Source organism: Rhodococcus sp. KB6 (assembly GCF_001445685.1).
GTDB lineage: Bacteria > Actinomycetota > Actinomycetes > Mycobacteriales > Mycobacteriaceae > Rhodococcus_F > Rhodococcus_F qingshengii.
Genome location: NZ_LNAK01000006.1, coordinates 100,860 through 122,921, shown reverse-complemented (window position 1 = coordinate 122,921; position 22,062 = coordinate 100,860). Strand labels below are relative to the sequence as shown.

Annotated in this window: 16 protein-coding genes and 1 pseudogene; 5 read left to right on the top strand and 12 right to left on the bottom strand. The window is 63.8% G+C overall.

Annotated features, from left to right (window positions below; all coding sequences use genetic code 11):
- Positions 1-82: 82 nt before the first annotated feature.
- Positions 83-1,678, bottom strand: coding sequence for a Na+/H+ antiporter (locus ASU23_RS01255; protein ID WP_030536674.1), 1,596 nt, complete (start codon positions 1,676-1,678; stop codon positions 83-85).
- A gap of 26 nt (positions 1,679-1,704) precedes the next feature.
- Here ASU23_RS01255 and ASU23_RS01250 point away from each other — a divergent pair, with 26 nt between their 5' ends.
- Together ASU23_RS01250 and ASU23_RS01245 are read left to right on the top strand one after the other, a co-directional pair.
- The gene (locus tag ASU23_RS01250) at positions 1,705-2,025 is read left to right on the top strand and encodes a UBP-type zinc finger domain-containing protein (RefSeq protein ID WP_003943615.1); all 321 of its coding nucleotides are present in this window, start codon (positions 1,705-1,707) and stop codon (positions 2,023-2,025) included.
- A 292-nt stretch (positions 2,026-2,317) separates the two neighbouring features.
- The gene (locus tag ASU23_RS01245) at positions 2,318-4,630 is read left to right on the top strand and encodes a pyruvate dehydrogenase (RefSeq protein ID WP_058036994.1); all 2,313 of its coding nucleotides are present in this window, start codon (positions 2,318-2,320) and stop codon (positions 4,628-4,630) included.
- 73 nt (positions 4,631-4,703) lie between these two features.
- Here the strand turns inward: ASU23_RS01245 and ASU23_RS01240 are convergent, their stop codons facing one another.
- Both ASU23_RS01240 and ASU23_RS01235 read right to left on the bottom strand, forming a co-directional pair.
- Complete coding sequence (locus tag ASU23_RS01240) at positions 4,704-6,323, bottom strand: ABC transporter substrate-binding protein (RefSeq protein ID WP_003943604.1); 1,620 nt, start codon at positions 6,321-6,323, stop codon at positions 4,704-4,706.
- Positions 6,324-6,497: 174 nt separating this feature from the next.
- The gene (locus tag ASU23_RS01235; protein WP_003943546.1) at positions 6,498-6,788 is read right to left on the bottom strand and encodes a putative quinol monooxygenase; all 291 of its coding nucleotides are present in this window, start codon (positions 6,786-6,788) and stop codon (positions 6,498-6,500) included.
- 71 nt (positions 6,789-6,859) lie between these two features.
- Between ASU23_RS01235 and ASU23_RS01230 the strand changes: the two genes are divergently transcribed.
- Positions 6,860-7,762 (top strand): SDR family NAD(P)-dependent oxidoreductase, encoded by a 903-nt coding sequence (locus tag ASU23_RS01230; RefSeq protein WP_003943614.1) that lies wholly within the window; start codon positions 6,860-6,862, stop codon positions 7,760-7,762.
- A gap of 1 nt (position 7,763) precedes the next feature.
- Here ASU23_RS01230 and ASU23_RS01225 read toward each other — a convergent pair whose 3' ends face one another.
- The gene (locus ASU23_RS01225) at positions 7,764-8,489 is read right to left on the bottom strand and encodes a hypothetical protein (protein WP_058036993.1); all 726 of its coding nucleotides are present in this window, start codon (positions 8,487-8,489) and stop codon (positions 7,764-7,766) included.
- Between the two features lie 150 nt (positions 8,490-8,639).
- Positions 8,640-9,512 carry a hypothetical protein gene (locus tag ASU23_RS01220; protein ID WP_058036992.1) on the bottom strand — a complete coding sequence of 291 codons (873 nt, stop codon included), beginning with the start codon at positions 9,510-9,512 and terminating at the stop codon, positions 8,640-8,642.
- A gap of 213 nt (positions 9,513-9,725) precedes the next feature.
- On the opposite strand from ASU23_RS01220, the gene ASU23_RS01215 reads away from it, so the two are divergent.
- Positions 9,726-10,277 (top strand): DUF732 domain-containing protein, encoded by a 552-nt coding sequence (locus ASU23_RS01215; protein WP_058036991.1) that lies wholly within the window; start codon positions 9,726-9,728, stop codon positions 10,275-10,277.
- On the opposite strand, the gene ASU23_RS01210 is transcribed toward ASU23_RS01215, so the two are convergent.
- From ASU23_RS01210 to gltB, 3 genes are all read right to left on the bottom strand, one after another.
- Positions 10,278-11,174 carry a cutinase family protein gene (locus ASU23_RS01210; protein WP_172826979.1) on the bottom strand — a complete coding sequence of 299 codons (897 nt, stop codon included), beginning with the start codon at positions 11,172-11,174 and terminating at the stop codon, positions 10,278-10,280.
- A 184-nt stretch (positions 11,175-11,358) separates the two neighbouring features.
- Complete coding sequence (locus ASU23_RS01205; RefSeq protein WP_003943594.1) at positions 11,359-12,810, bottom strand: glutamate synthase subunit beta; 1,452 nt, start codon at positions 12,808-12,810, stop codon at positions 11,359-11,361.
- Positions 12,803-17,401, bottom strand: a complete 4,599-nt coding sequence (gene gltB / locus ASU23_RS01200) for a glutamate synthase large subunit (protein WP_042453347.1) — start codon at positions 17,399-17,401, stop codon at positions 12,803-12,805. The genes ASU23_RS01205 and gltB overlap by 8 nt, the downstream gene beginning before the upstream one ends.
- Before the next feature lie 556 nt (positions 17,402-17,957).
- Between gltB and ASU23_RS01195 the strand changes: the two genes are divergently transcribed.
- Positions 17,958-19,397, top strand: a complete 1,440-nt coding sequence (locus tag ASU23_RS01195) for an NAD(P)/FAD-dependent oxidoreductase (protein WP_058036989.1) — start codon at positions 17,958-17,960, stop codon at positions 19,395-19,397.
- 154 nt (positions 19,398-19,551) lie between these two features.
- Here ASU23_RS01195 and ASU23_RS34430 read toward each other — a convergent pair whose 3' ends face one another.
- The 4 genes and pseudogenes from ASU23_RS34430 to ASU23_RS35215 all read right to left on the bottom strand — a co-directional run.
- On the bottom strand, positions 19,552-19,929 hold the full coding sequence (locus ASU23_RS34430) for a DUF4192 family protein (protein ID WP_058036988.1): 378 nt from the start codon (positions 19,927-19,929) through the stop codon (positions 19,552-19,554).
- 407 nt (positions 19,930-20,336) lie between these two features.
- Positions 20,337-20,780 (bottom strand): hypothetical protein, encoded by a 444-nt coding sequence (locus ASU23_RS34630; RefSeq protein WP_058036987.1) that lies wholly within the window; start codon positions 20,778-20,780, stop codon positions 20,337-20,339.
- A gap of 76 nt (positions 20,781-20,856) precedes the next feature.
- Complete coding sequence (locus ASU23_RS01180; RefSeq protein WP_058036986.1) at positions 20,857-21,753, bottom strand: LLM class F420-dependent oxidoreductase; 897 nt, start codon at positions 21,751-21,753, stop codon at positions 20,857-20,859.
- Positions 21,750-21,842 (bottom strand): annotated as a pseudogene (locus ASU23_RS35215) (GYD domain protein); the annotation flags it as partial. The pseudogene ASU23_RS35215 and the gene ASU23_RS01180, both read right to left, overlap by 4 nt.
- Positions 21,843-22,062 lie beyond the last annotated feature (220 nt).

The following is a 22,062-nucleotide window of genomic DNA, read 5'->3' as shown; positions in this document are numbered from 1 at the left end:
AATCGGTTAAGTTGCAGGCCTCAACAGTCAGGTAAACCGACCCTGGCCAGCGGTTACCTTCGTGGACAGCAGACCAGCCGGTCTAGTCCCGGTCGAGCGTCGCTTCCTCGAGATCGAGCTCGCGAAGCACCTTCCGGAGGACCTCGTCGTCGATCCGGCCGGCATCGCGTTCGGCGATGAAGACGCCTCGCTCGGCATCGATCATCTCGAGGCGCAGCGAGCGGAAGGCGTTCGACGGGCTCTCCCCCAGATCCTCGTCGCTGCGTCCCAGTCGCTCCCACGCCGAGTTCGCGCGGTGGGTGTTCCAGCTTCGCAAGATGTCCGCGGCACGATTGCGGACCTGAGGGACGTCGTCGGCGTCGGCTCCGACCAATTCGTCCAGCCGCGCCGCAGCGGCCCGTGCAGCCTTGTCCTGGGCTGCCGCCTCGGCGCGGGCGTCGGACTGCTCTTCGTCCCCCTGCACGCCGAGGACACGGATCACCCACGGCAACGTCAGGCCGTGCAGCAACAGTGTGCCGACCACGACGACAAACGTCAGGAAGAGGATCAGCGAACGGCCCGGGAAGTCCTCCCCACTGTTGACCGTCAGCGGAATGGCGAAGGCAGCTGCCAGCGACACGACCCCTCGCATACCGGCCCACGACACGACGAACACCGCCCGCGCCGAAATCTCCGGCTCCCTCGCTCGAATACGCGGCGACAGCCAGCGCGGTACGTACGTGAACGGGAACACCCAGGCGATTCGGACCACCACGACGGTCACGAGAACGGCAACCGACGCCCAGACGACGATCGAAGTGCTGTACCCCTGCAATCCGTTGACGACACTGGGCAATTGGAGACCGATCAACAGGAAGACGAACGACTCCAGGATCAGGTCGACGGCCCTCCACACTGCCGTGTCCTGCAAACGCGTCGCATAACTCGCGCGAGTGGAGCGCTGGCCGAGGAACAATCCGGCTACGACGACCGCGATGACGCCCGACGCGTGGACCTCTTCCGCAGCGAGGTAGGTAAAGAACGGCACCACCAATCCGATTCCGCTCTCCATCACCGGATCCTGGAGCTTGCCGCGAACCTTCGAGATGACGAACCCCACCGCGAGGCCGATCACCGTTCCACCGACCGCCGCGACGAGGAAGGTCTCGAAGCCGCCGATCAGCGTCGCACCCGTACCGACGGCAGCCGCGAGAGCGACCTTGTACGCCGTCAGAGCGGTGGCGTCGTTGAGCAGGCTCTCCCCGCCCAGCAGGGTCATGATTCGGCGCGGCAGGCCGAGCTTGCGTCCGATTGCGCTCGCGGACACCGCGTCCGGCGGCGCCACGATGGCGCCGAGAACCAGAGCAGCCGCTATCGAGAACTCCGGCACGATCAGGTAGGCGACAAAGCCCACCGCAGCCGTCGTCGCCAGGGGAAGCCCCACCGCGAGAAATCCGATCGGACGCAGATTCGAGCGCAAAGCCAGGTATGAACTGTCCAGTGCTGCCGAGTACAGAAGTGGAGGCAACACGACGAACAGGACGAGGTCGGGATCGAGTTCCAATTCCGGAACACCCGGTATCTGACAGGCGATCAAACCGACCAGGACGAGGATCAGCGGCGAAGACAGCCCGAACCTTCGCGCGACCGCCGCCACCAGCAACGCCGCTACTACAACCCCCAGTAATATGCCGTTCACCCTGGCAGCATGCAGTATGGAAGGCGATGAAGAAAATCCTGAAGCGAGCAGCAGCTCGCACACAGCAGCCCGCACCCGCTCCCACCGGTTGCGAGGAACTAACCAACGCGCCCGAAACGGACCCGGCGGCGCTGACGCCCGGCGTCTGCCAGGAGTGCGCCGAGTTGGGCGAGGATAACTGGTCTCACCTGCGCATGTGCCTGTCCTGCGGCCACGTCGGATGCTGCGATTCCAGCCCTCATCAGCACGCCACCAACCACTACCGCGAAACCGGGCACCCGGTCATGCGCTCACACGAGCCCGGCGAATCCTGGCGCTGGTGCTACGTCCACGACCTGATGGACTGACCGCGCGCGACTGGCGGTGCACTGCGCATAGTGCCCACCTGTCACGGCGCACAGGCCTCGGTGTTGCGCACATTGCTCAATCCACCGGGTAGCTATTGCCCAATCTGTATGCCGATGATGGACTTTGACGCAGAATCTGCACAACAGATCGACAGGTGCGGCTGGACTTTGCCGCACCGAACGGTTCGGCCTCAGGAAGTCCTGCCAAACATCACAACCACATCGTCGGCCCCACGATCTGGGGTACAGGCGGTGCGGTGATCGATGTCCACTACTGAAGGCAGGACCGGCCGTGAACAGCCCCAACATCGACCAGAACGCTCCCGAGTCACTGGCGGAGATCGAGAAGCGCGTTCTGTGGTTGTCGACCGCGATGATCCATCACGCCAACCGTGTTCGACCGAACCCCAGCGGGCTCAAGGTCGGCGGCCATCAGGCCTCGTGCGCGTCGATGGTCTCGATCATGACGTCCCTGTGGTTCGGCCAACTTCGTTCCGGCGACCGGGTTTCCGTCAAGCCGCATGCGGCGCCGGTGCTCCACGGCATCAACTATCTGCTTGGTGAACTCGACGAGTCCTACCTGACGACTCTGCGCGAATTCGGGGGCCTGCAGAGCTACCCGAGTCGATCGAAAGATCCTGATCCGGTGGATTATTCGACCGGTTCGGTGGGCATCGGCGCGACGGCTCCCATCTGGGGCGCCATCGCTCGCCGATACGTCGACGCCTCCCTCGGCGGCGCCGGAACCGGGCGCCAGTACTCCCTGGTCGGTGACGCCGAACTCGACGAGGGCGCTGTGTGGGAAGCAGTTCTCGATCATTCGGTTGCCGAACTGGGTGAGATCGTGTGGATAGTCGACCTCAACCGCCAATCACTCGACCGGGTGGTGCCGAACATCGCGGCAACCCGCCTGGAGCGCATGTTCTCGGGTGCCGGCTGGCAGGTCATCACCGTGAAGTTCGGTGCGCTGCTGGAATCACTGTTCACCCGGCCGGGCGGCACCGCGTTGCGCGAACGAATCCTGGACATGCCGAATCCGGAGTACCAGCGCCTGCTGCGATGCACGGCCGACGAGGTACGTCTGAGACTGCCCGGCGACGCGGCGGACGCCGACGCGATCACGGCGCTGATCGACGACCTCGACGACGCCACGGTGCTCGAGGCCATCCGCAATCTCGGTGGCCACGACCTCGACGCTCTGCGAGAGGCGTACGCACAGATCGACGACACCCGTCCCACCGTGATCATCGCGTACACGATCAAGGGTCGGGGTCTGCCGACGCAGGGTCATCCGCAGAACCACTCGTCGCTGCTCACCGCCGAGCAGTTCGAGCACCTGGCGGCGGAACTCGGCATGGATCCGTCGAAGCCCTGGGAACGGTTCGAGACCGACAGCCCGTCCGGCCGCATCTGCGCCGAAACCGCTGGGCGCCTGACTCGCCCGAAGGTGGAGCATCTGGTGCCCCCGGCAGTTCCGAAAGACATCGGCCGTACGCCCTCCGGCACGTCCACCACTCAGGCAGCTCTCGGCCGGGTACTACTCGACCTCAGCCGCGAAGCGCCGGACGCCGCGAAACGTGTTGTCACACTGAGCCCGGACGTCAGTTCCACCACCAACCTCGCAGGCTGGCTGAACAAGGTCGGGGTCTGGTCCCCCGACGAGCGGCACAACTGGTTTGCCGACGACGCCGAAACGATCATGCACTGGCGTGAGAAGCCCACCGGTCAGCACATGGAACTCGGTATCGCCGAGACCAACCTGGTCGGACTGATGGGCGAACTCGGTGCAACCTGGAGTCGTTGGGGCCAGCCACTCTTCCCTATCGGCGTGATGTACGACCCCTTCATCGAGCGGGCTCTCGAACCGTGGTCGTACGGCATCTACGCCGGTGGACAGTCGATCATGGTCGGCACTCCGTCGGGCGTCACCTTGGCCGCCGAAGGTGGTGCGCACCAGTCGATCAAGACCCCATCCATCGGACTGGAACAGCCGGGATGCGTCAGTTTCGAACCGGCATTCGCCGTCGACGTCGAGTGGACGCTCCTCGACAGCATCGGACGCCTGGGCCGACCAGACGGCAGCTCGTCGTACCTGCGTCTGTCGACCCGTCCGGTCGACCAGGCCCTGGCCGCGGTACCGACCGATCCGGCTGCGCGAGAACGCCGTCGACGTCAGGTGGTGGCCGGCGCGTACACACTGCGGCACAACCCTGATCCGGCCGTCACCCTGGTCGGCATGGGTGCCACCGTCACCGAAACACTGGTCGCAGCCGAAAGACTGGGCGAGCAAGGTATTTCCGCCGACGTCGTGTGCGTGACCAGCCCCGGCTTGCTCTTCGAAGCACTCCAGTCTCGGCGCGGTCTCGCGGACGGTCCGTCGTGGATCCTGGATCAGGTCTTTCCGAGCAGCCGGTCCGCGCCGATGGTCACCGTTCTCGACGGGCACCCGCACACCCTCGCGTTCCTGACGGGAATCAACAACGTTCCGGGTGCTGCGCTCGGAGTGAGCCGGTTCGGTCAGGTCGGTTCGCTCGAGGACGTCTACCGGTACCACGGCCTCGACTCCGACAGCATCGTCCGCGCCGCCCTCGATCTCACTTCTTGATCTATCACACTCTCTGATGCCGAGAAGCGTCCCCGCGGGGACGCTTCTCGGGTCCAGTCAGTTCTTCAGCTGTCTAGTTCTTCCAGGCCTTGTCGAAGAACATGATTCCGTCCAGGCTCTGCTGAATGCCGTGGACGTTCTGTCCCCACACACCGAGCCACGGGGTGTTGCCGTAAACCTGCCACGGCACAACCTCGTTGGCCCGCTCTTGAATCTTGGCGAGCACCTCGATCTTCGCGTCGGTCGACGTCGCGACACCCAACTGGTCGAGAAGCGAATCGATCTCGGGGTCGGAGAAGCTCGTGGCGTTGTTTCGTCCACCCGACTTGAGATTGGAGTACAGACGCTCGAACGGATCGGCTTCCGCGAGGTTGGCGGAACCTGTTGCCATGTCGAAGTCGCGGTCGGCGTACAAACGCTTGACGACGTCGGCAACCGAGTTGACGTACTCGATCTGGAAATCGAAACCGACGGCGTTGGCCATCGACTGCAGTGCCAGAGCCATCGCCTGCGCCGAATTCTCCTGCAGCGTCAGGTATGTGATCTTGCCGTCGTAACCGTCGGCCTTGGCCTCGTCGAGAAGCTGCTTCGCCTTGGCGGTGTCGACGCCGATCGGAGCGACGTCGTTGTGCCAGCGGGAGGTGTCCTGGAAGATGACCTGCCCGGGCAGACCCTTGCCCTCGTTGAGTCGGTTGTCGAGTGCGACAGGATCGGTTGCGAGCGCCAATGCCTGACGGATGCGCACGTCGGCACCGGGACGACCGGGTGCCGTGTTCACCAGCGACAGGTACGACAGCGACGGAATGTCGACGAAGCCCGGGTAGCCGGAGTCGATCAGATCCAGCACGTTCGGTAGCGACCGCATGTACGCGACGTCCGTGCCGCCGCTCTTGAGCGATTCGGTGGTGGACTGCGAACCGACGATGCTGATCAACCGCAGCTTGTCCACGTTCGGGGCACCGTCGAAGTAGTCCTCCCGAGCGTCGAGGATCAATTCCTCGTTGGGAGCGAACTTCTCGAGGGTGAAGGCACCCGCGCCGATCGGGGTGAACTGATCACCTTGCTGGGCGCTCGGCGCGACAATCATGCCGGGGCCGGTGGAGAGCAGTGACTCGATACCGGTCCACGGGTCGACGAGATTGAAGACGACCGTCGACGGATCCGGAGTGTCTACCGACGCGACCTTCGACGCGTACAGACTCGACTGCGGTCCCTTGTTGGTGACGTAGCGATTGAGGCTCGCCGAGACGGCCGCCGAATCCACCGGCGTCCCGTCGCTGAACTTCACACCGTCACGCAGTTCGAGGGTCCACGTCTTGAAGTCGGAACTCGGCTCCATCGACTCTGCGAGCTTCGGAACGAATTCCTTGGATGCCGGGTCGTACCGCAGGAGCGTGTCGTAGATCGCGCCCAACTCCGAACCGGCGACCGAACCGGCGATCTGAGTCTTCGCCGGATCGAGATTGGTGACGGCGGAGTACCCGCTGAACGTGAGGGTGCCGCCCTTGACCGGATCGCCCTCGCCGGACTGCTCGTTGACCGGGCCGATGGACAATCCCGAACCGGAGTCCGGTGCGTCGCCGCTCCCACCCCCGTTCCCGCTGTCAGCGCACGACGAGACGAACAGGCCGGCGGAGACTGCCAGCGCGACGGCGGCAACCTTGCGGTGACCGCGCCGAGAACTGCGACTCATTCAAAACCTCCAGGTCAGAAACTGTGATGTGAAGCATTGTCGAGACAGTTTGTGACTTAAGGCACAGGTATTAGTCGCAGGTCCCGCTCAGTGGAATGGAGCGCGACGATTGGTCAGTTTTCGAGCGACATTCGCAGGTCAGACCCTTAGCGAAGGTCAGGAATTCATTCTGATTCAGGCGCCTTTCAACGGATGAATCGCCGGAGCGCCGTCGAGAAGTGGTCCGGCGGCGGCCAGCGCGGCCTGCAGATGCGGGGACTGCATGTGAGCGTCCAACTCCTCCTGCCCGCGCCAAGTTTCGATCGTGACGAACGTGCCGGGCGCAGCCGCTGACTCGAACAACTCGTACGACACACAGCCGTCCTCGGACCGACTCGCCTCCGCGAGAGTTGTCAGAGCCGATCGGACGTCGTCCTCGGAACCGGACTTGGCCGGGATGGTTGCAACTACACGAAGCTCGCTCATCGGATACCTTTCGCAGAGGGGAAGTCAGCTAGAGACACACGCCACAAACGTACACACGAAAAGGGCAACCAATGGGGCTACTCAAGGACGTCACCGGCTGGCGACGCGGAACGAAGTTGCAGCGTCGACTGCGCGATCTCACCGGCACGCTGGTGGTGATCACCGGTGCGGGCAGCGGCATCGGGCGTGAAACGGCCCTCGCCTTCGCCGCCCAGGGAGCTATCGTCGTGGTCTCCGACATCAATCTCGAAAGCGCGCAGGACACTGCGGCACTTGTAAACATCCCTTCGCAAGCGGGCGGCGCCGAAGCAGTGTTCGGTGGCGGCGCCCACGCCTATCAGGTGGACGTGTCCGACGAACAGGCCGTGATTCGGTTCGCGGAGACCGTCGCGGCACATCACGGCGTACCGGACATCGTCGTCAACAACGCCGGAATCGGGTTCTCGGGAACGTTCGCCGACACCGAGCAGCGCCAGTTCGAGCGCGTCATGGACATCAACTTCTGGGGAGTTGTCTACGGCTGCCGGGCATTCACCCCGATGATGATCGACCGCGGAACAGGTGGGCACGTCGTCAACCTGTCCTCGGCCGCCGCGTACACACCACAGAAGGCCCTCACCGCGTATTCGACAAGCAAAGCAGCGGTATTCATGCTCTCGGATTGCCTACGGGCAGAGCTGCTTCCACACGGCATCGGCGTCAGCACCATCTGTCCCGGCCTCGTTCACACGAACATCCTCAAGACCACCGAGTTCGCCGGCACGACCGCCGAGGAGCAGCTCGAGAACCAGACCAAGGTCGACAACTTCTACCGCAAGCGGAACTTCACTCCTGATCGAGTGGCCAGTGCCATCGTGAAAGCCGTTCGCACGAACAAGGCCGTCGTACCCGTGACCGTCGAAGCCAAGCTCGGACGCACGATCAGCCGGTTGTCTCCCGGGTCGATGCGCGTCGGAGCTCGGTTCGAGATCTAGGTCAGCTTCCGAAACTCAGGCTGCCCGTGAAACCCTGCTGCACATCGGCTTCCGAGCGGGGAAGAACCTCGTAGGTGCTGGCGTACTGGCCACTGAAACCGGTGACGGTGATCGGGCGTCCGACGGCGACGGCATCGAGGTCGATTCCGGTCTGTGTGTTGACGAAGATGACGGTGTTTCCCTCGGCGCCCGAGACCAGGATCTTGTGGCCGTACGGCAGATCGTCGACGACGGGTCCGCTCACGATTCCGGACACCGTCACGAGACGACCTTCGCTGCCCTCACCGATTGCATTGAGGGGCAGTCGCGCCGGGCTGATCTGGGTAGTCGTGCCGATTACCTCGACGGCAGTCGGGCGGACGACGAGCAGGCCTTCCTGATCCGCGAGGACTCCGGTGACCTGAACCTGATCGCCGAGAGCAATCCCGGAGTTGTTCGGATCGCTGATGTAAATGCCCGAATTGCCACTCTGGAGACCAAAGCCCTTGTCGTAGAAGCTGGATTCGAAGACTCCCGACGGCGTAGTCGCGGTTCCCACGACGGTGACCGTCGTTCCGATGGCCTGCGCACGGGCTGCCGCGATGGAGTCCGCGGACACCTCACCGACGACTGCCGCCGGCTCCGCCGTCGCTGCAGTACCGACAAACATGGTGGCTGCGGCCGCAACTGCCAGTGCCGTCACACCCCGGCGCAGGACCGGACCGGCAAGAACGCTGTCTCGAAACATGTTTGAGGACTCCCCTGTGATTTCGTGGCCGCGCAGGTGCTCCTGATGGAGTGCCGCCTTCGCCCACCCTGAGGCACAGGTTATTACAGGTCGGACGCCGCAGCGGTGGTGACATTCCGTCACCACCGCTGCGTCTAGGCTTCCGATTTTTCAGGAACCGGAGCTTCCGGACGAACCGCTCGAGCCACTGGAACCGCTGGATCCTGTTCCGCCGCCGAGATCGTCGAGAGGATCGCTACCGGTGAGGCCGCCCGGGTACAGGTAGGCGTCGGAGATCGTGCTGAGCGAGGTTCCCGACGTGGCCGGTACCTTTGCTCGCCAGTTGACGATCGGGTTCAGCACTCCGAACGGTCCGCAACCACTGGCGGCGGGCAGCGCGAAGCCGGTGGCCTGGTTCCCGACCGGGCTCACCTTCAGTGCATTGTCCGGGAGCACCGTGTAGGTCGGTACCACCGACGGGTCAGGCGCCAGACGAAGATTCACCGGCGCAGCCGCGGAGCCCAGGTAGCAGTTGTCACCGAGGAACGCGTTGTTGATCTTCATCCGCACCGGGATGCTCAGATCCATGTCGGTGATGATGCCGTTGAGGGTCGGGGCAGCTGTCGCCTCCACCTCGGCGGTGACTGCGGCGAGGCCGAACAGATTGCCGAACGGCAGGTCGATTCCGAGGACTCCACCCGGAACGGTCAACGGCTTGGAGTAGACACCGTGGTGTCCGTCGTCGCGCGGGAGAAGAACGGTGGACTCACCTTCACCGGAGCCGGCCTCGGCGGCGATGATCATGTCGCCTTCTCCGATCGGGAGGTTGAAGCCGTTGTTGTCGAAGGTTCCGCTCTGAACCACAACCGACACACAGGATTCGGCAGTAGCCGGACACGCTACGGCACCGGGTATCGAATTGTCGACCGGATCCTGAGCCGAGGCCATCGGCGCCGCGAACGCGAGGACCGCACCTGCGGTACCTGCAATGACGGCCACGCGCGTGCCGAGACGTCTGTTGCCGTTCTTGTGAGATTTCTGCACTGATTTCTCCCTGCCGTTTATGTGATGGGGGACGAAACTCGCAGTCATTGCTTGTGTTTCGACCGCCGCCGACAAGGTCTTTGCGGTGTGCTCCTACTCACAAGTAACAACTGAACAGATGTATATCACAGGACTTCGACTTAAAAACAGGGCAAAAGGGAGTTTCCTTAAAACGGACAAAATAAGCGGTACGGTATGTAACACTCACGGGTGATGAACACGAACAGACTGGTCCTCTGCGTCGCGGCAGCGGGCCTACTCCTCAGCGGCTGCAGCAGCCAATCCGACAGCGACGCATCGGAATCCACTTCTGCGGCCACCAGCACGTCGGTTGCGGCGACGTCGAGTTCGACTGCCCCCAGTACGCCTTCCGAGCTGCCGACCAGCCCGCTCGCCGCAACAACTCCGAAAGCCGCGCCGAGCGTCGTCGAATCGACGCCACCGGCGGTATCACTACCGGTAGCGCCACCGGCGAACGCACCAATCGATGCACGCTCACCGGAAGAGATCGTCGCGAACGCCGGCGAGAAGGGGCAGCGGTACATCGCCGCTCTGCGTCTGGCCGGGATCCCGCCCGCCGGAATGGATTCCGCAGAGATCCTCTACGCCGACGGCACCTGCAAGGCGCTCGCTGACGGTATGCCTCGGTCCGAAGTGCTGGCAGAGTTCAACTCCGTCGGCGAGGTGTACTCACAGATCACGCCGATGTCCTCGCAGCGCGTTGCCGAGATCTACGTCGACACGGCGGAGCAGACGTACTGCTGATCAGGCCTTGCCGGCCAACCAGCCGTGCAGCCAGGATGTAGCCGAATTGCCTGCGCCGTCAACGACGTAACGCGTGTAGTCGGTGTGGACCTGCGAGCCGTAGAAGTCGACCAGTTGATCGATGCGCCGCGAGTTCGCGCCCGGATCGAGCTGGGCCATCAAAGCGGGGAGACCGCCTGCGGTGATCAGATCATTGACGATCACGGCGGCCTCGTCGCGCAGCGCGAGCGCACTGGCCGGAGTGGGATCGGACGCCTGAGCCATGAATCCGGCCAGACGCATCACGAAATCGTCCTTCGGCGTCGAGCAGTACAGGTCACCGACCGCGCAGAGCGTCACCGTTTTGCCTGACAGCCAACCGAATCCACCGATGCGAGGGCCGCTGGCACCGTTACCGCCGACAGCGGGGCCGATCAGGACGTCGGACTCGGAACGACGGGGATCTGACAGCAAGCCGACGCCCTCGACGCGAGTCGGGGGGACCACGCCGATGCCGGTTCCGATCTCGGCGGCGAGATCGCCTGCCGCGTCGGCACCCTGGCTGTATCCGACGATGGCGAAGCGAGTGTCACCGCACGAGGCGGCCATGGCGCCGATCATGCCGCGGGCATTGTCGACAGCCTGCTGCTTCGACTTGGCGTAGACGTTGGACTCCCACGGGAAGGCCGTCGCCGAGTAGGTGACGTAATCGGTGCGAACGGAGCCCGGAAGCCCGTTGGTCACCGGGGCGAGCATGCCGACGCCGGGCCTGGTGCCCGAGGGCTCCCAGGTTCCCGGGATGGCCACGACGTACAGGCTGGGGCAGGGATCAGCCGACGCCACGGGAGCACTGACAACCGGTACCACTACTGCCGCAGCAAGTGCCGACAACACCGCAACGAGACGCCTCGCACGCATGAAACTCCCCTGTTTTACCTTCAGCAACCCATACACCACTATCGGTGCTCCGGAATCATACTGTCTGGGCGTTGTGTCTGTCCGATGCACGATTGATGAAGGTTTGTTACAGATCGTGCGAATTGCTTGCAGAAACAAAGCCGCACCCCACCGAATGCGGTGGGGTGCGGCTTTGTGAGAGCCTCTAGCGCTGCGGAGCCGCTGTCGGGTGGATCGGTGACGGAAGGGCCGTGACACCCTCGAGGTAGGTGTCCACAGCGGCTGCTGCGGAACGTCCCTCGGCGATGGCCCAGACGATCAGGGACTGACCGCGGCCCATGTCGCCGGCCACGAACACGCCGTCGACGTTGGTGTTCCACTTCGACGTGCGGGCGACGTTGCCACGCTCGTTCAAGTCGACACCGAGATCGGTGAGCAGACCCGGCTTCTCGGGACCGACGAAGCCCATGGCCAGGAGCACGAGATCGGCTTCGAGCTCGAAGTCCGAGCCCTCGACCTTCTCGAAGCGACCCGACTTCATCTCGACCTCGTGAGCCTTGAGACCGGTGACCTTGCCGTTTTCACCGACGAAGTTCTCGGTGTTGACGGAGAACAGACGCTCGCCGCCCTCCTCGTGAGCCGAAGCCACGCGGAACATGAGCGGGTACGTCGGCCACGGAGTCTGCTCGGCGCGAGTCTCCGGCGGACGCGGCATGATCTCGAACTGGTGGACGCTGGCCGCACCCTGACGGTGCGAGGTGCCGAGGCAGTCCGCTCCGGTGTCGCCGCCGCCGATGATGACAACCTTCTTGCCCTCAGCGGTGATGGTGGGAGCGTCGAGGTCACCCAACTGCACGCGGTTGGCGATCGGCAGGAACTCCATCGCCTGGTGGATGCCGTCCAGTTCGCGGCCCGGGATCGGAAGATCGCGAGCTGCGGTGGCGCCGCCGGCCAGAACCACTGCGTCGAACTGCTCACGCAGCTCGTCCGCGGTGATGTCCACGCCGACATTGACGTTGGTCTTGAAGACGGTGCCTTCGGCTTCCATCTGCTCGAGACGGCGGTCGATGTGCCGCTTCTCCATCTTGAACTCGGGGATGCCGTAGCGCAGCAGGCCGCCGATGCGGTCTGCCCGCTCGAAGACCGTCACTGCGTGACCGGCGCGGGTCAGCTGCTGCGCTGCAGCCAGACCGGCCGGACCACTGCCGACAACCGCAACCTTCTTGTTGGTGGCGTGCGCGGCGCGAACCGGCTTGACCCACCCTTCGTCGAAGGCCTTGTCGATGATCTCGACCTCGACCTGCTTGATGGTGACCGGATCCTGGTTGATGCCCAGGACACAGGACGCCTCACAGGGTGCGGGGCACAGACGACCGGTGAACTCCGGGAAGTTGTTGGTCGCGTGCAGACGCTCGATGGCGTCGTGCCAGTGGTCCTTGTAGACCAGGTCGTTCCACTCGGGAATCAAGTTTCCGAGAGGGCAACCGTTGTGGCAGAAAGGAATTCCGCAGTCCATGCAACGGCTGGCCTGGGTCTTGAGGGTTTCCTTCGGGAACTCCTCGTAGACCTCTTTCCAGTCGAGCAGGCGCAACGGCACCGGCCGGCGAACCGGAAGTTCGCGCGACGTGTGCTTCAGGAAGCCGCTTGGATCACCCACGAGCTGCCTCCATAACTGCCTCGTCCACGTTCTTGCCATCCTTCTCTGCGGCCGCGATGGCCAAAAGAACCTTCTTGTAGTCGCGGGGCATCACCTTTGCGAAGTGACCCACCTGCTGCGACCAGTCAGCGAGGATGCGCGTTGCAACCTCGGAGCCGGTTTCGTCGCGATGACGTTCGATGGCGCCCTTCAACCAGGTGAAGTCGTCGCCCGAAAGATCCTCGAGGTCCACCAGTTCGGTGTTGAGGTTCTTCTCGAATGCCTTGTCGGGGTTGTAGATGTACGCGACGCCACCGGACATGCCGGCGCCGAAGTTACGTCCGGTGGCTCCGAGGATGACCACCTTTCCACCCGTCATGTACTCGCAACCATGATCGCCCACACCCTCGACGACGGCAGTGGCGCCGGAGTTACGGACTGCGAAGCGTTCGCCGACGACACCGCGAAGCAGAGCCTCGCCGCTGGTGGCGCCGAACAGGATGACGTTGCCACCGATGATGTTGTCCTCGGCGACAAAGCCTTCCGCTGCATCCAGCGGCGGGCGTACGACGATGCGTCCACCCGAGAGGCCCTTGCCGACGAAGTCGTTGGCGTCGCCGTGCAGGCGCAGGGTCATACCGCTGGGCACGAAAGCACCGAAGCTGTTACCGGCGGAACCGGTGAACGTGATGTCGATGGTGCCCTCGGGCAAGCCCTCTCCACCGAACGCCTTGGTGACCTCGTGGCCGAGCATGGTGCCGACCGTGCGGTTGACGTTGGTGATCGCGGACTCGAAGGAGACCGCCTCACCCTTGTCGAGTGCGTTGCGGGCCGAGACGATCAACTGCTGATCGAGTGCCTTGTCGAGACCGTGATCCTGCGTACCGGTGCAGTGGACGTCCTGGTCCATGAACGCGGACTCGACCTGGGTGAGGATCGGCGACAGATCGAGATTGCCTGCCTTGCTTCCCTTCCAGTGATCGAGAGCGCGCGTGGTGTCCAGCATGTCGACCTGGCCGACGGCTTCGAGCAGCGTGCGGAATCCGAGTTCCGCGAGAAGCTCGCGAACCTCTTCGGCGATGAACATGAAGAAGTTCTCGACGAATTCCGGCTTGCCGCTGAAACGCTGACGCAGCAACGGGTTCTGCGTCGCGACACCGACGGGGCAGGTGTCGAGGTGGCAGACGCGCATCATGATGCAGCCCGAGACCACCAGCGGTGCGGTGGCGAAACCGAACTCCTCGCCGCCGAGCAGGGCAGCGACGACGACGTCGCGACCCGTCTTGAGCTGGCCGTCGACCTGCACGACGATGCGGTCACGGAGACCGTTGAGCAGCAACGTCTGCTGGGTCTCGGCGAGGCCGAGTTCCCAGGGTGCGCCCGCGTGCTTGACGGAGGTCAGCGGGGTGGCACCGGTGCCACCGTCGTGACCGGAGATCAGAACGACGTCGGCATGTGCCTTGGAGACACCGGCCGCGACGGTTCCGACGCCGACCTCGGAGACCAGCTTCACGTGGATGCGGGCCTGCGGGTTGGCGTTCTTCAGGTCGTGGATCAGCTGAGCGAGATCCTCGATCGAGTAGATGTCGTGGTGCGGCGGCGGCGAAATCAGGCCGACGCCAGGCGTGGAGTGCCGAACCTCGGCCACCCACGGGTACACCTTGTGAGCCGGAAGCTGGCCGCCCTCACCGGGCTTGGCTCCCTGCGCCATCTTGATCTGGATGTCGGTGCAGTTGCTCAGGTAGTGCGAGGTGACGCCGAAGCGTCCCGACGCGACCTGCTTGATGGCACTGCGACGCAGATCGCCGTTCTCGTCCGGCGTGAAGCGCGACGGATGTTCGCCGCCCTCACCGGAATTGGAGCGGGCGCCCAGACGGTTCATCGCGATGGCGAGAGTCTCGTGAGCCTCGGCGGAGATGGAGCCGTAGCTCATCGCACCCGTCGAGAAACGCTTGACGATCTCGCTGGCCGGCTCGACCTCGTCGATCGAGATCGACGGCCGCTTGCCGATGTTGAAGTCGAACAGACCACGCAGAGCGGCAAGGCGCTCCGACTGGTCGTTGACCATGGTCGTGTACTCCTTGAACACCTCGTACTGACCTGTGCGAGTTGCGTGCTGGAGCTTGAAGACCGTGTCCGGGTTGAACAGGTGGTACTCGCCTTCACGACGCCACTGGTACTCGCCGCCGACCTCGAGCTCGCGGTGAGCGCGCTCTTCGGGGCGATCGAGGTATGCGACGGCGTGACGTGCCTGGACGTCGGCTGCGATCTGGTCGAGGCCGATGCCACCGAGCTGCGACTGCAGACCGGTGAAGTACTCGTCCGTCAGCTCCTGCGAGAGGCCGATGACCTGGAACAGCTGAGCACCGGTGTACGACGCGAGCGTCGAGATGCCCATCTTGGACATCACCTTCAGGACACCCTTGCCGGCGGCCTTGATGTAGTTCGCGATGCCCTTCTCGAGGGTCAGACCCTCGAGCTCGCCATTCTGCAGGAACTCGTCGATGGTCTCGAAAGCCATGTACGGGTTGACCGCTGCGGCACCGAAGCCGATGAGGAGCGCCATGTGGTGCACCTCGCGGGCGTCGCCGGCCTCGACGATGAGACCGACCTTGGTGCGCGACTTCTCACGAACCAGATGGTGGTGCACGGCCGAGGTGAGGAGCAGCGACGGGATCGGCGCGTAGTCCTCGGTGGACTCACGGTCCGAGAGCACGACGATGCGTGCGCCACCCTCGATTGCCTGCGAGACCTGGTACTTGATGCCCTCGAGCGCACGACGGATACCGTCGCCGCCTTCCTTGACGGGGTACAGGCCGCGGATCACGACGCTGCGGAAGCCCGGGAATTCGCCGTCGTCGTTGACGTGAACGAGCTTCGACAGGTCGTCGTTGTGCAGGATCGGCTGCGGGAGCGCAATCTGCTTGCAGGAGTCCGCATTCGGGTGCAGCAGGTCACCCTCGGGGCCGATGGTCGCGCCGAGGCTGGTGACAACCTCTTCACGGATCGCGTCGAGAGGCGGGTTGGTGACCTGAGCGAAGAGCTGCGAGAAGTAGTCGAACAGCATCCGCGGACGTGACGAGAGCACGGCGATCGGAGTGTCGGTACCCATCGAGCCCAGTGCCTCGGCACCGGAGAGAGCCATCGGCTTGACCAGCAGGTTGACCTCTTCGTTGGTGAAACCGAAGAGCTGCTGGCGCAGGACGACGCGCTCGTGCGACATGTACGTGTACGGACGGTCCGGCAGGTCGTCCATGTGGATCAGACCTTCGTCGATCCACTGCTGGTACGGGTGCTCGGCAGCGAGTTCGTTCTTCAGTTCCTCGTCGCTGATGACCCGGCCCTGCGCGGTGTCCACGAGGAACATGCGGCCGGGCTGGAGGCGGACCTTGCGGACAACCGTGGACGGATCGATCGGCAGGACGCCGACCTCCGACGCCATGACGACGAGGCCGTCTTCGGTGATCCACAGACGCGACGGACGCAGACCGTTGCGGTCCAGCACGGCGCCGATGACGGTGCCGTCGGTGAAGCACACCGACGCCGGTCCGTCCCAGGGCTCCATGAGAGCCGAGTGGTACTCGTAGAACGCCCGACGAGCGGGGTCCATGCTCTCGTGCTTCTCCCAGGCTTCGGGGATCATCATGAGAACTGCGTGCGGCAGGCTGCGACCGGCGAGGTGCAGCATCTCGAGCACCTCGTCGAAACGAGCGGTGTCGCTGGCGCCCTGGGTGCAGATCGGGAAGATCTTGTCCAGGTTCTCGCGGCCACCGAAGACGTCGCTGTCGATGAGGGACTCGCGAGCGCGCATCCAGTTCTCGTTGCCGGTGACGGTGTTGATCTCACCGTTGTGAGCGACCCGTCGGAACGGGTGCGCCAGCGGCCACGACGGGAACGTGTTGGTGGAGAAGCGCGAGTGGACCAAGCCCAGTGCGCTCTCGACACGATCGTCCTGCAGGTCGAGGTAGAAACCCTTGAGCTGCGGGGTGGTGAGCATGCCCTTGTAGACGAACGTCTGGCCGGACAGGCTGGGGAAGTACACGGTCTCGCTACCCGGGCCACCCTTGCCGGCGCCTTCGGAGCCGAGCTCGTGCTCGGTGCGCTTACGCACCACGTATGCACGACGCTCGAGATCCATGCCGGTGTACTTGTCACCCTCGGAACCGATGAAGATCTGACGGAACGTCGGCATCGCGTCGCGCGCCAGTGCGCCCAGCGAGGAGTCGTCTGTTCCGACCTCGCGCCAGCCGAGAACCTTCAGGCCCTCTTCGACGACGATCTTCTCGACTGCAGCAGCAGCCTCGTGTGCATCGGCGTCGCCCTGCGGGAGGAATGCGATACCGGTTGCGTACGCGCCTTCGGCGGGCAGCGCGAAGTCCACGACAGCTCGGAAGAACTTGTCGGGAACCTGCAGCAGAATGCCCGCACCGTCACCCGTGTTGGGTTCGGATCCGGCAGCGCCGCGATGCTCGAGGTTGACCAGAGCGGTGATCGCCTTTTCGACGATGTCCCTGCTGCGGCGACCATGCATGTCGACAACAAATGCGACTCCACAGGAGTCGTGCTCATTGGACGGGTGATAGAGGCCCTGGGGGCCTGGAAGTTGCTTCATACCCAGCCTTCGTATGCCATAAAGATGCACCGACGACCAGCAGCGCTGATGGCCATCAACTTGCAATGCAAGTCCTTCAAAGCACCGACACGACGATGTGTTCGGTACCACCGAAGTAGCCGCCCTGCGCAGACGCGATGGTGTGCGTTCTGGCACCCGGCGACGTGAGTCTTCGGTCGGTTGAAACTTTTGTGAGTCAACCGTGTAACGAAAACGATAATTCAGAACCCCGGCACGGGCGCAACTAAGGTAGCCCTATAATTGCTCTGAACTGCGGCGATGCAGGGAGCCAGAAGGCCCCTCGACAGATTTCGGAGCTGCGTCTGTGCAGAGAAGTTCCGATTCACAGGATACCGAATCCGCAGGAAACAGGCGCGATGGGCGATGAATGCAACAACTGGCCGCAGCGATAAGAATCAGCTGCGGCCAGTGCGCCTCGAACTGTAACAAAAGTTGATCGATCAACCAAGGTCTAGGCCTGAATTGTTTGCTCGCAGAATGCCATCGCTGTAATTTCCGTAGGCTCACACCTGAGAAGACGGGTGGCGAAGAGCAAATGACAACAGCAGTAGTGGTGGGCAGTGGCCCCAACGGTCTCGCGGCGGCGATCGAACTCGCCCGCGCCGGAATCGACGTCCATGTCATCGAGGGTGCGGACAAGATCGGCGGCGGCACCCGCAGCAGCGAATACATAGTCGACGGACTCGTCCACGACGATTGCTCCGCCTTCCATCCCACCGCTTTGGCCTCTCCCTACTTCAAGGAACTCGACCGCGAATTCGGCCTCGCCAAACATGGCCTGACGTGGCTGTGGCCCGAGATCGATCTGGTCCATCCACTCGACGACGGCACCGCCGGGGTTCTGTGGCGCGATATCAACCGGACCGCTGAAGGACTGGGTGTCGACGGTAAGCGGTGGCTCGACGTCTTCGGATACCTATCCGAGAACTTCGACGAGTTGGTGCAGGACGTCTTCCAGCCGATCGTGCACGTCCCGAAGCACCCGCTGATGCTCGCCCGTTTCGGGACGGGCGCTCTGCTTCCCGCGACGGGTTTCGCGCGGATGTTCAAGACTCCACAGGCGCGGGCGCTGTTCGGTGGTGTCGCGGCGCACATGTTCGGGACGCTCACCCTTCCCCTGGCCAGCGCTGTCGGCTCGATGCTCACTGCTGGAGCCCATGCTCACGGTTGGCCTGTGGCACAAGGTGGTTCGGGGTCAATTGCAGCCGCGCTCGCCTCGATTCTGCGCAGCCTCGGTGGCACCATCGAAACCGGGAACTGGGTCACCAACTACTCCCAGATCGCCGACTACGACATCGTCATGCTCGACATCGCACCCGATGCGGCCGGGCGCCTGCTCGACGGCCGGCAGCCTGATCGCATTGCCCGGGCCTACCGCAAATTCCGCTACGGCACTGCCGCCTACAAGGTCGACTACGCCGTGCGCGGTGACTCCGACGGAAGCGTCGTGCCGTGGACAAATCCGCACGCCCGCAAGGCCGGCACCCTGCATCTGTCCGGCACGATTTCGGAAACTGCTGCCGTGGAACGCCAGACCGTTCGGGGTCAGATGCCGGACAAGCCTTTCATTCTGTTGGGCCAGCAGTTCTTGGCCGACCCCTCCCGATCTGTGGGAGACATCCATCCCGTGTGGGCGTATGCGCATGTGCCGCACGGCTATCCGGGGGACGCCACCGATGCGATCTCGAGTCAGATCGAACGCTTTGCGCCGGGGTTCCGGGACCGGATCGTGGGCGTCCACGTGCGCAATGTGCCGCAAATGCAGGCGTACAACCCCAACTATGTGGGCGGCGACATCTCCGCGGGGGCGAACACTGCGCGGCAGATCATCGCGCGCCCCCGGTTCGGACTGGACCCCTATGCCACCGGCGCCCCGGGCGTCTACCTCTGCTCGTCCGCAACTCCGCCGGGCGGCGGGGTTCACGGGATGGGTGGGTTCAATGCCGCGCGGGCGGCGCTGAAGTCTCGGGGTTGAGGCGTCCCCGATGGGGACGACATTTCGGACAAACGACTTCTGAATGGTCACCTAACCCAGTCAGCCAACACGGACGAAACGAAGATGCCCGGCCCATGGCCGAAGCGAACCCACGAAAGGGCAACTAATGGCATGAGACGCAGGACATGCATTGCTAATCAGGCACCTCGCCGTTGGTGTCGAACCACCCCGCTCCGACCTCAAGAGACTCCGAGAAAAGGGTGCGGACGCTGCGGATTCCCCTGCTGTCGAGCTCGCGCTGAGCTGCCTCGATCTGATCGAGTCCGGCGGCTGCCACCGGACCGGCGCCGACGACAACCCAGATAACCGACGTGGCTGCGGCTTGCTCGAGTGCGGTGCTGTAGTCGGCTGCCGCATCGGCACCGATGACATCGGTGCGCGCAACGAACGCGAGCATGGCCGGTGACCCGGTGAGAGCGATCATCACGACGGAACTGACGGGGACGAATCCGAGCAACGCCGGGATTGCGGCCAAGACGTCGGTGGCGGTCCTCAAACGGATGTTCTGCATGTCGTTCCCCTTGCTGTGAAAGTGACCGGGCCTCGTGCCCCGCCAATTTTTTTCGCCTTCTGGCAAAGGAGAATCGCGTCGGCATGAGGGGGCCGGAGTGCCACCCCTGGGCCGAGAAAATTTTGGCGGGAGCGTGCGAGTGACAAAAATTTCTCGGAGCCATCGGCCGGCGCTTGCGCCGCCAGGGGTTGCGCGCAGGTCACCGCCGACGAGAATCGGAAGGCCAGAAGTGAAAACAAATCAGTGCTTTTCACAGAACGGAGCGCAGCGGAGTTCATGTCGGGGGACACCGAAGGTGGCCGACCGTCGGCTGGATAGCAGTTGGTTTCGTTGCGATTGTGGCGGATCTTCACTTCCTGCGGCGCAACGATTGTGGTGGCACACGCAAGGGCAACCGTCGGCTCCGTCTATAACCCACTTCTGGAGTGCCTCCCAGCTTTTCGCGCGCAGGTGCGCAGGTGCGGCAAGTCTGGTCGGCCTTCGCATGGAACCGCCCCCAGTACCGGTCGTCGAATCCGGCGATTGGCTATGTCACGCCGCCATCGGCTCGGTATCTGAATCCGGCACCCTGATTCGCACGCGATCCATGCGCCATTGCCGGGTGCCGAGCAATCGAAGATCGCCGAACGGTTGTCGCCGGTGACGACGAACAGGCGCCGGACCAGTTCGTCGATGCCCAGCGGTTCGGGCTCGGCAATCTCGACGGTGCCATCTTGTGGCTTTGGCGCGCCCTCAACTGCGTCGGCGATCCCGCCGCCACGACCGAGCGCCTTCACGTCGTGCCCGGCGTCAGCGAGCTCGGCGGCGACCTGGCTTCCGATAAGTCCGCTTCCGAAAATGACGATCTTCATGATTTTTCTCCTTTACTCGGATAGGTCGTGCCCAAGCATTCTCGGACACTACTTATCCAAGTCAAGGGTTGCCCGGTCAGTCGAAGAGTTCGGCGGCCAGTGCTTCGTAGGTCGCGATCGGATCACCTTCGGCGGGAAGTGCTTGGATCGCAACGTGATCGGCACCCGCCGCGACATGCTCCCGAAGCCGATCCGCGATGGACTTCGCGGTACCCCGCGCAACCAGGGCGTCGATGACGCGATCGTTCCCCTCGTTGGCCAACTCTTCGGGCGCAAAACCGAGGCGCTCGAGATTGCTCGTGTAGTTGCGCAGATACAGATACGGGTTGGCGACGGCGGGGCGACCGATTGCTCTGGCCTTCTCCGGATCGGTTTCCAGGACAACCTTGTGCTCGGGGGCCAGGATCTTCGAAGGGCCGAGGATTTCGCGAGCTTCGGCCGTGTGCTCGGGGGTGGTCAGGTATAGATGCGCGCCGGCGGCGCGAGCGGCAGACAGCTTCATCACCTTCGGCCCCAGTGCGGCGAGGACGCGCCGCGCCTCCGGGACCTGGGCCGCGTCGAGTTCGTCGAGGTACGACACGAGCGAGGCGTACGGCTTGGTGTAGTCGCCGGTAGCCTCCGGATGTCCGACGCCTACGCCGAGCAGGAATCGCCCCGGGTGCGCGGCTTCGAGTCGGTGATAGGACTCCGCCACCTCAGCCGCAGGTGAGGACCAGATGTTGACGATTCCGGTTGCCACGGTGATGTGCTCGGTCGCGTCGAGAAGTTTCTCGGCGATCCGTAGATCGGCGGGTGGGGAGCCGCCGATCCAGATGGTGCCGAAACCGAGTTTCTCGATCGCAGTTCCCAGCTCGGGCGGCAAACCAGCCGCTCCTCGCCAGATTCCGTAGGTGCCCAGGTCAGGTGTTTTCGTAGTCTCCGTCGCAGCGGGTGCGACTCGGCTGCTGCCGGGATCTATTCCTTCGGTCGTCATTTGCCCGGCGCGCGGTAGTCGGTCGGTCGCTTGACTGCCTCGTCGATCTGCTCCGGTGTGAGCAGCGTGATCGACTCCGAGCGTGCTGCAGCCGTGCGAATGCTCAATGTGGTCATATTTCATGGTGGTGGTCCTTTCTCTAGTCGGCGAGCGTCGGCGCGGCGACTCGGGGTGGGAGCAGATGGGTCTTTCTGTGGTCACGGAGAAGCCCGCACCGGCACGCGGATCTGACATGGAGTTCTCGGTGACCAGTCCAACGACGTTTCGACGTTCCACACGGCGCTGACGGGTCGCCAGCTGGTCGTGGGG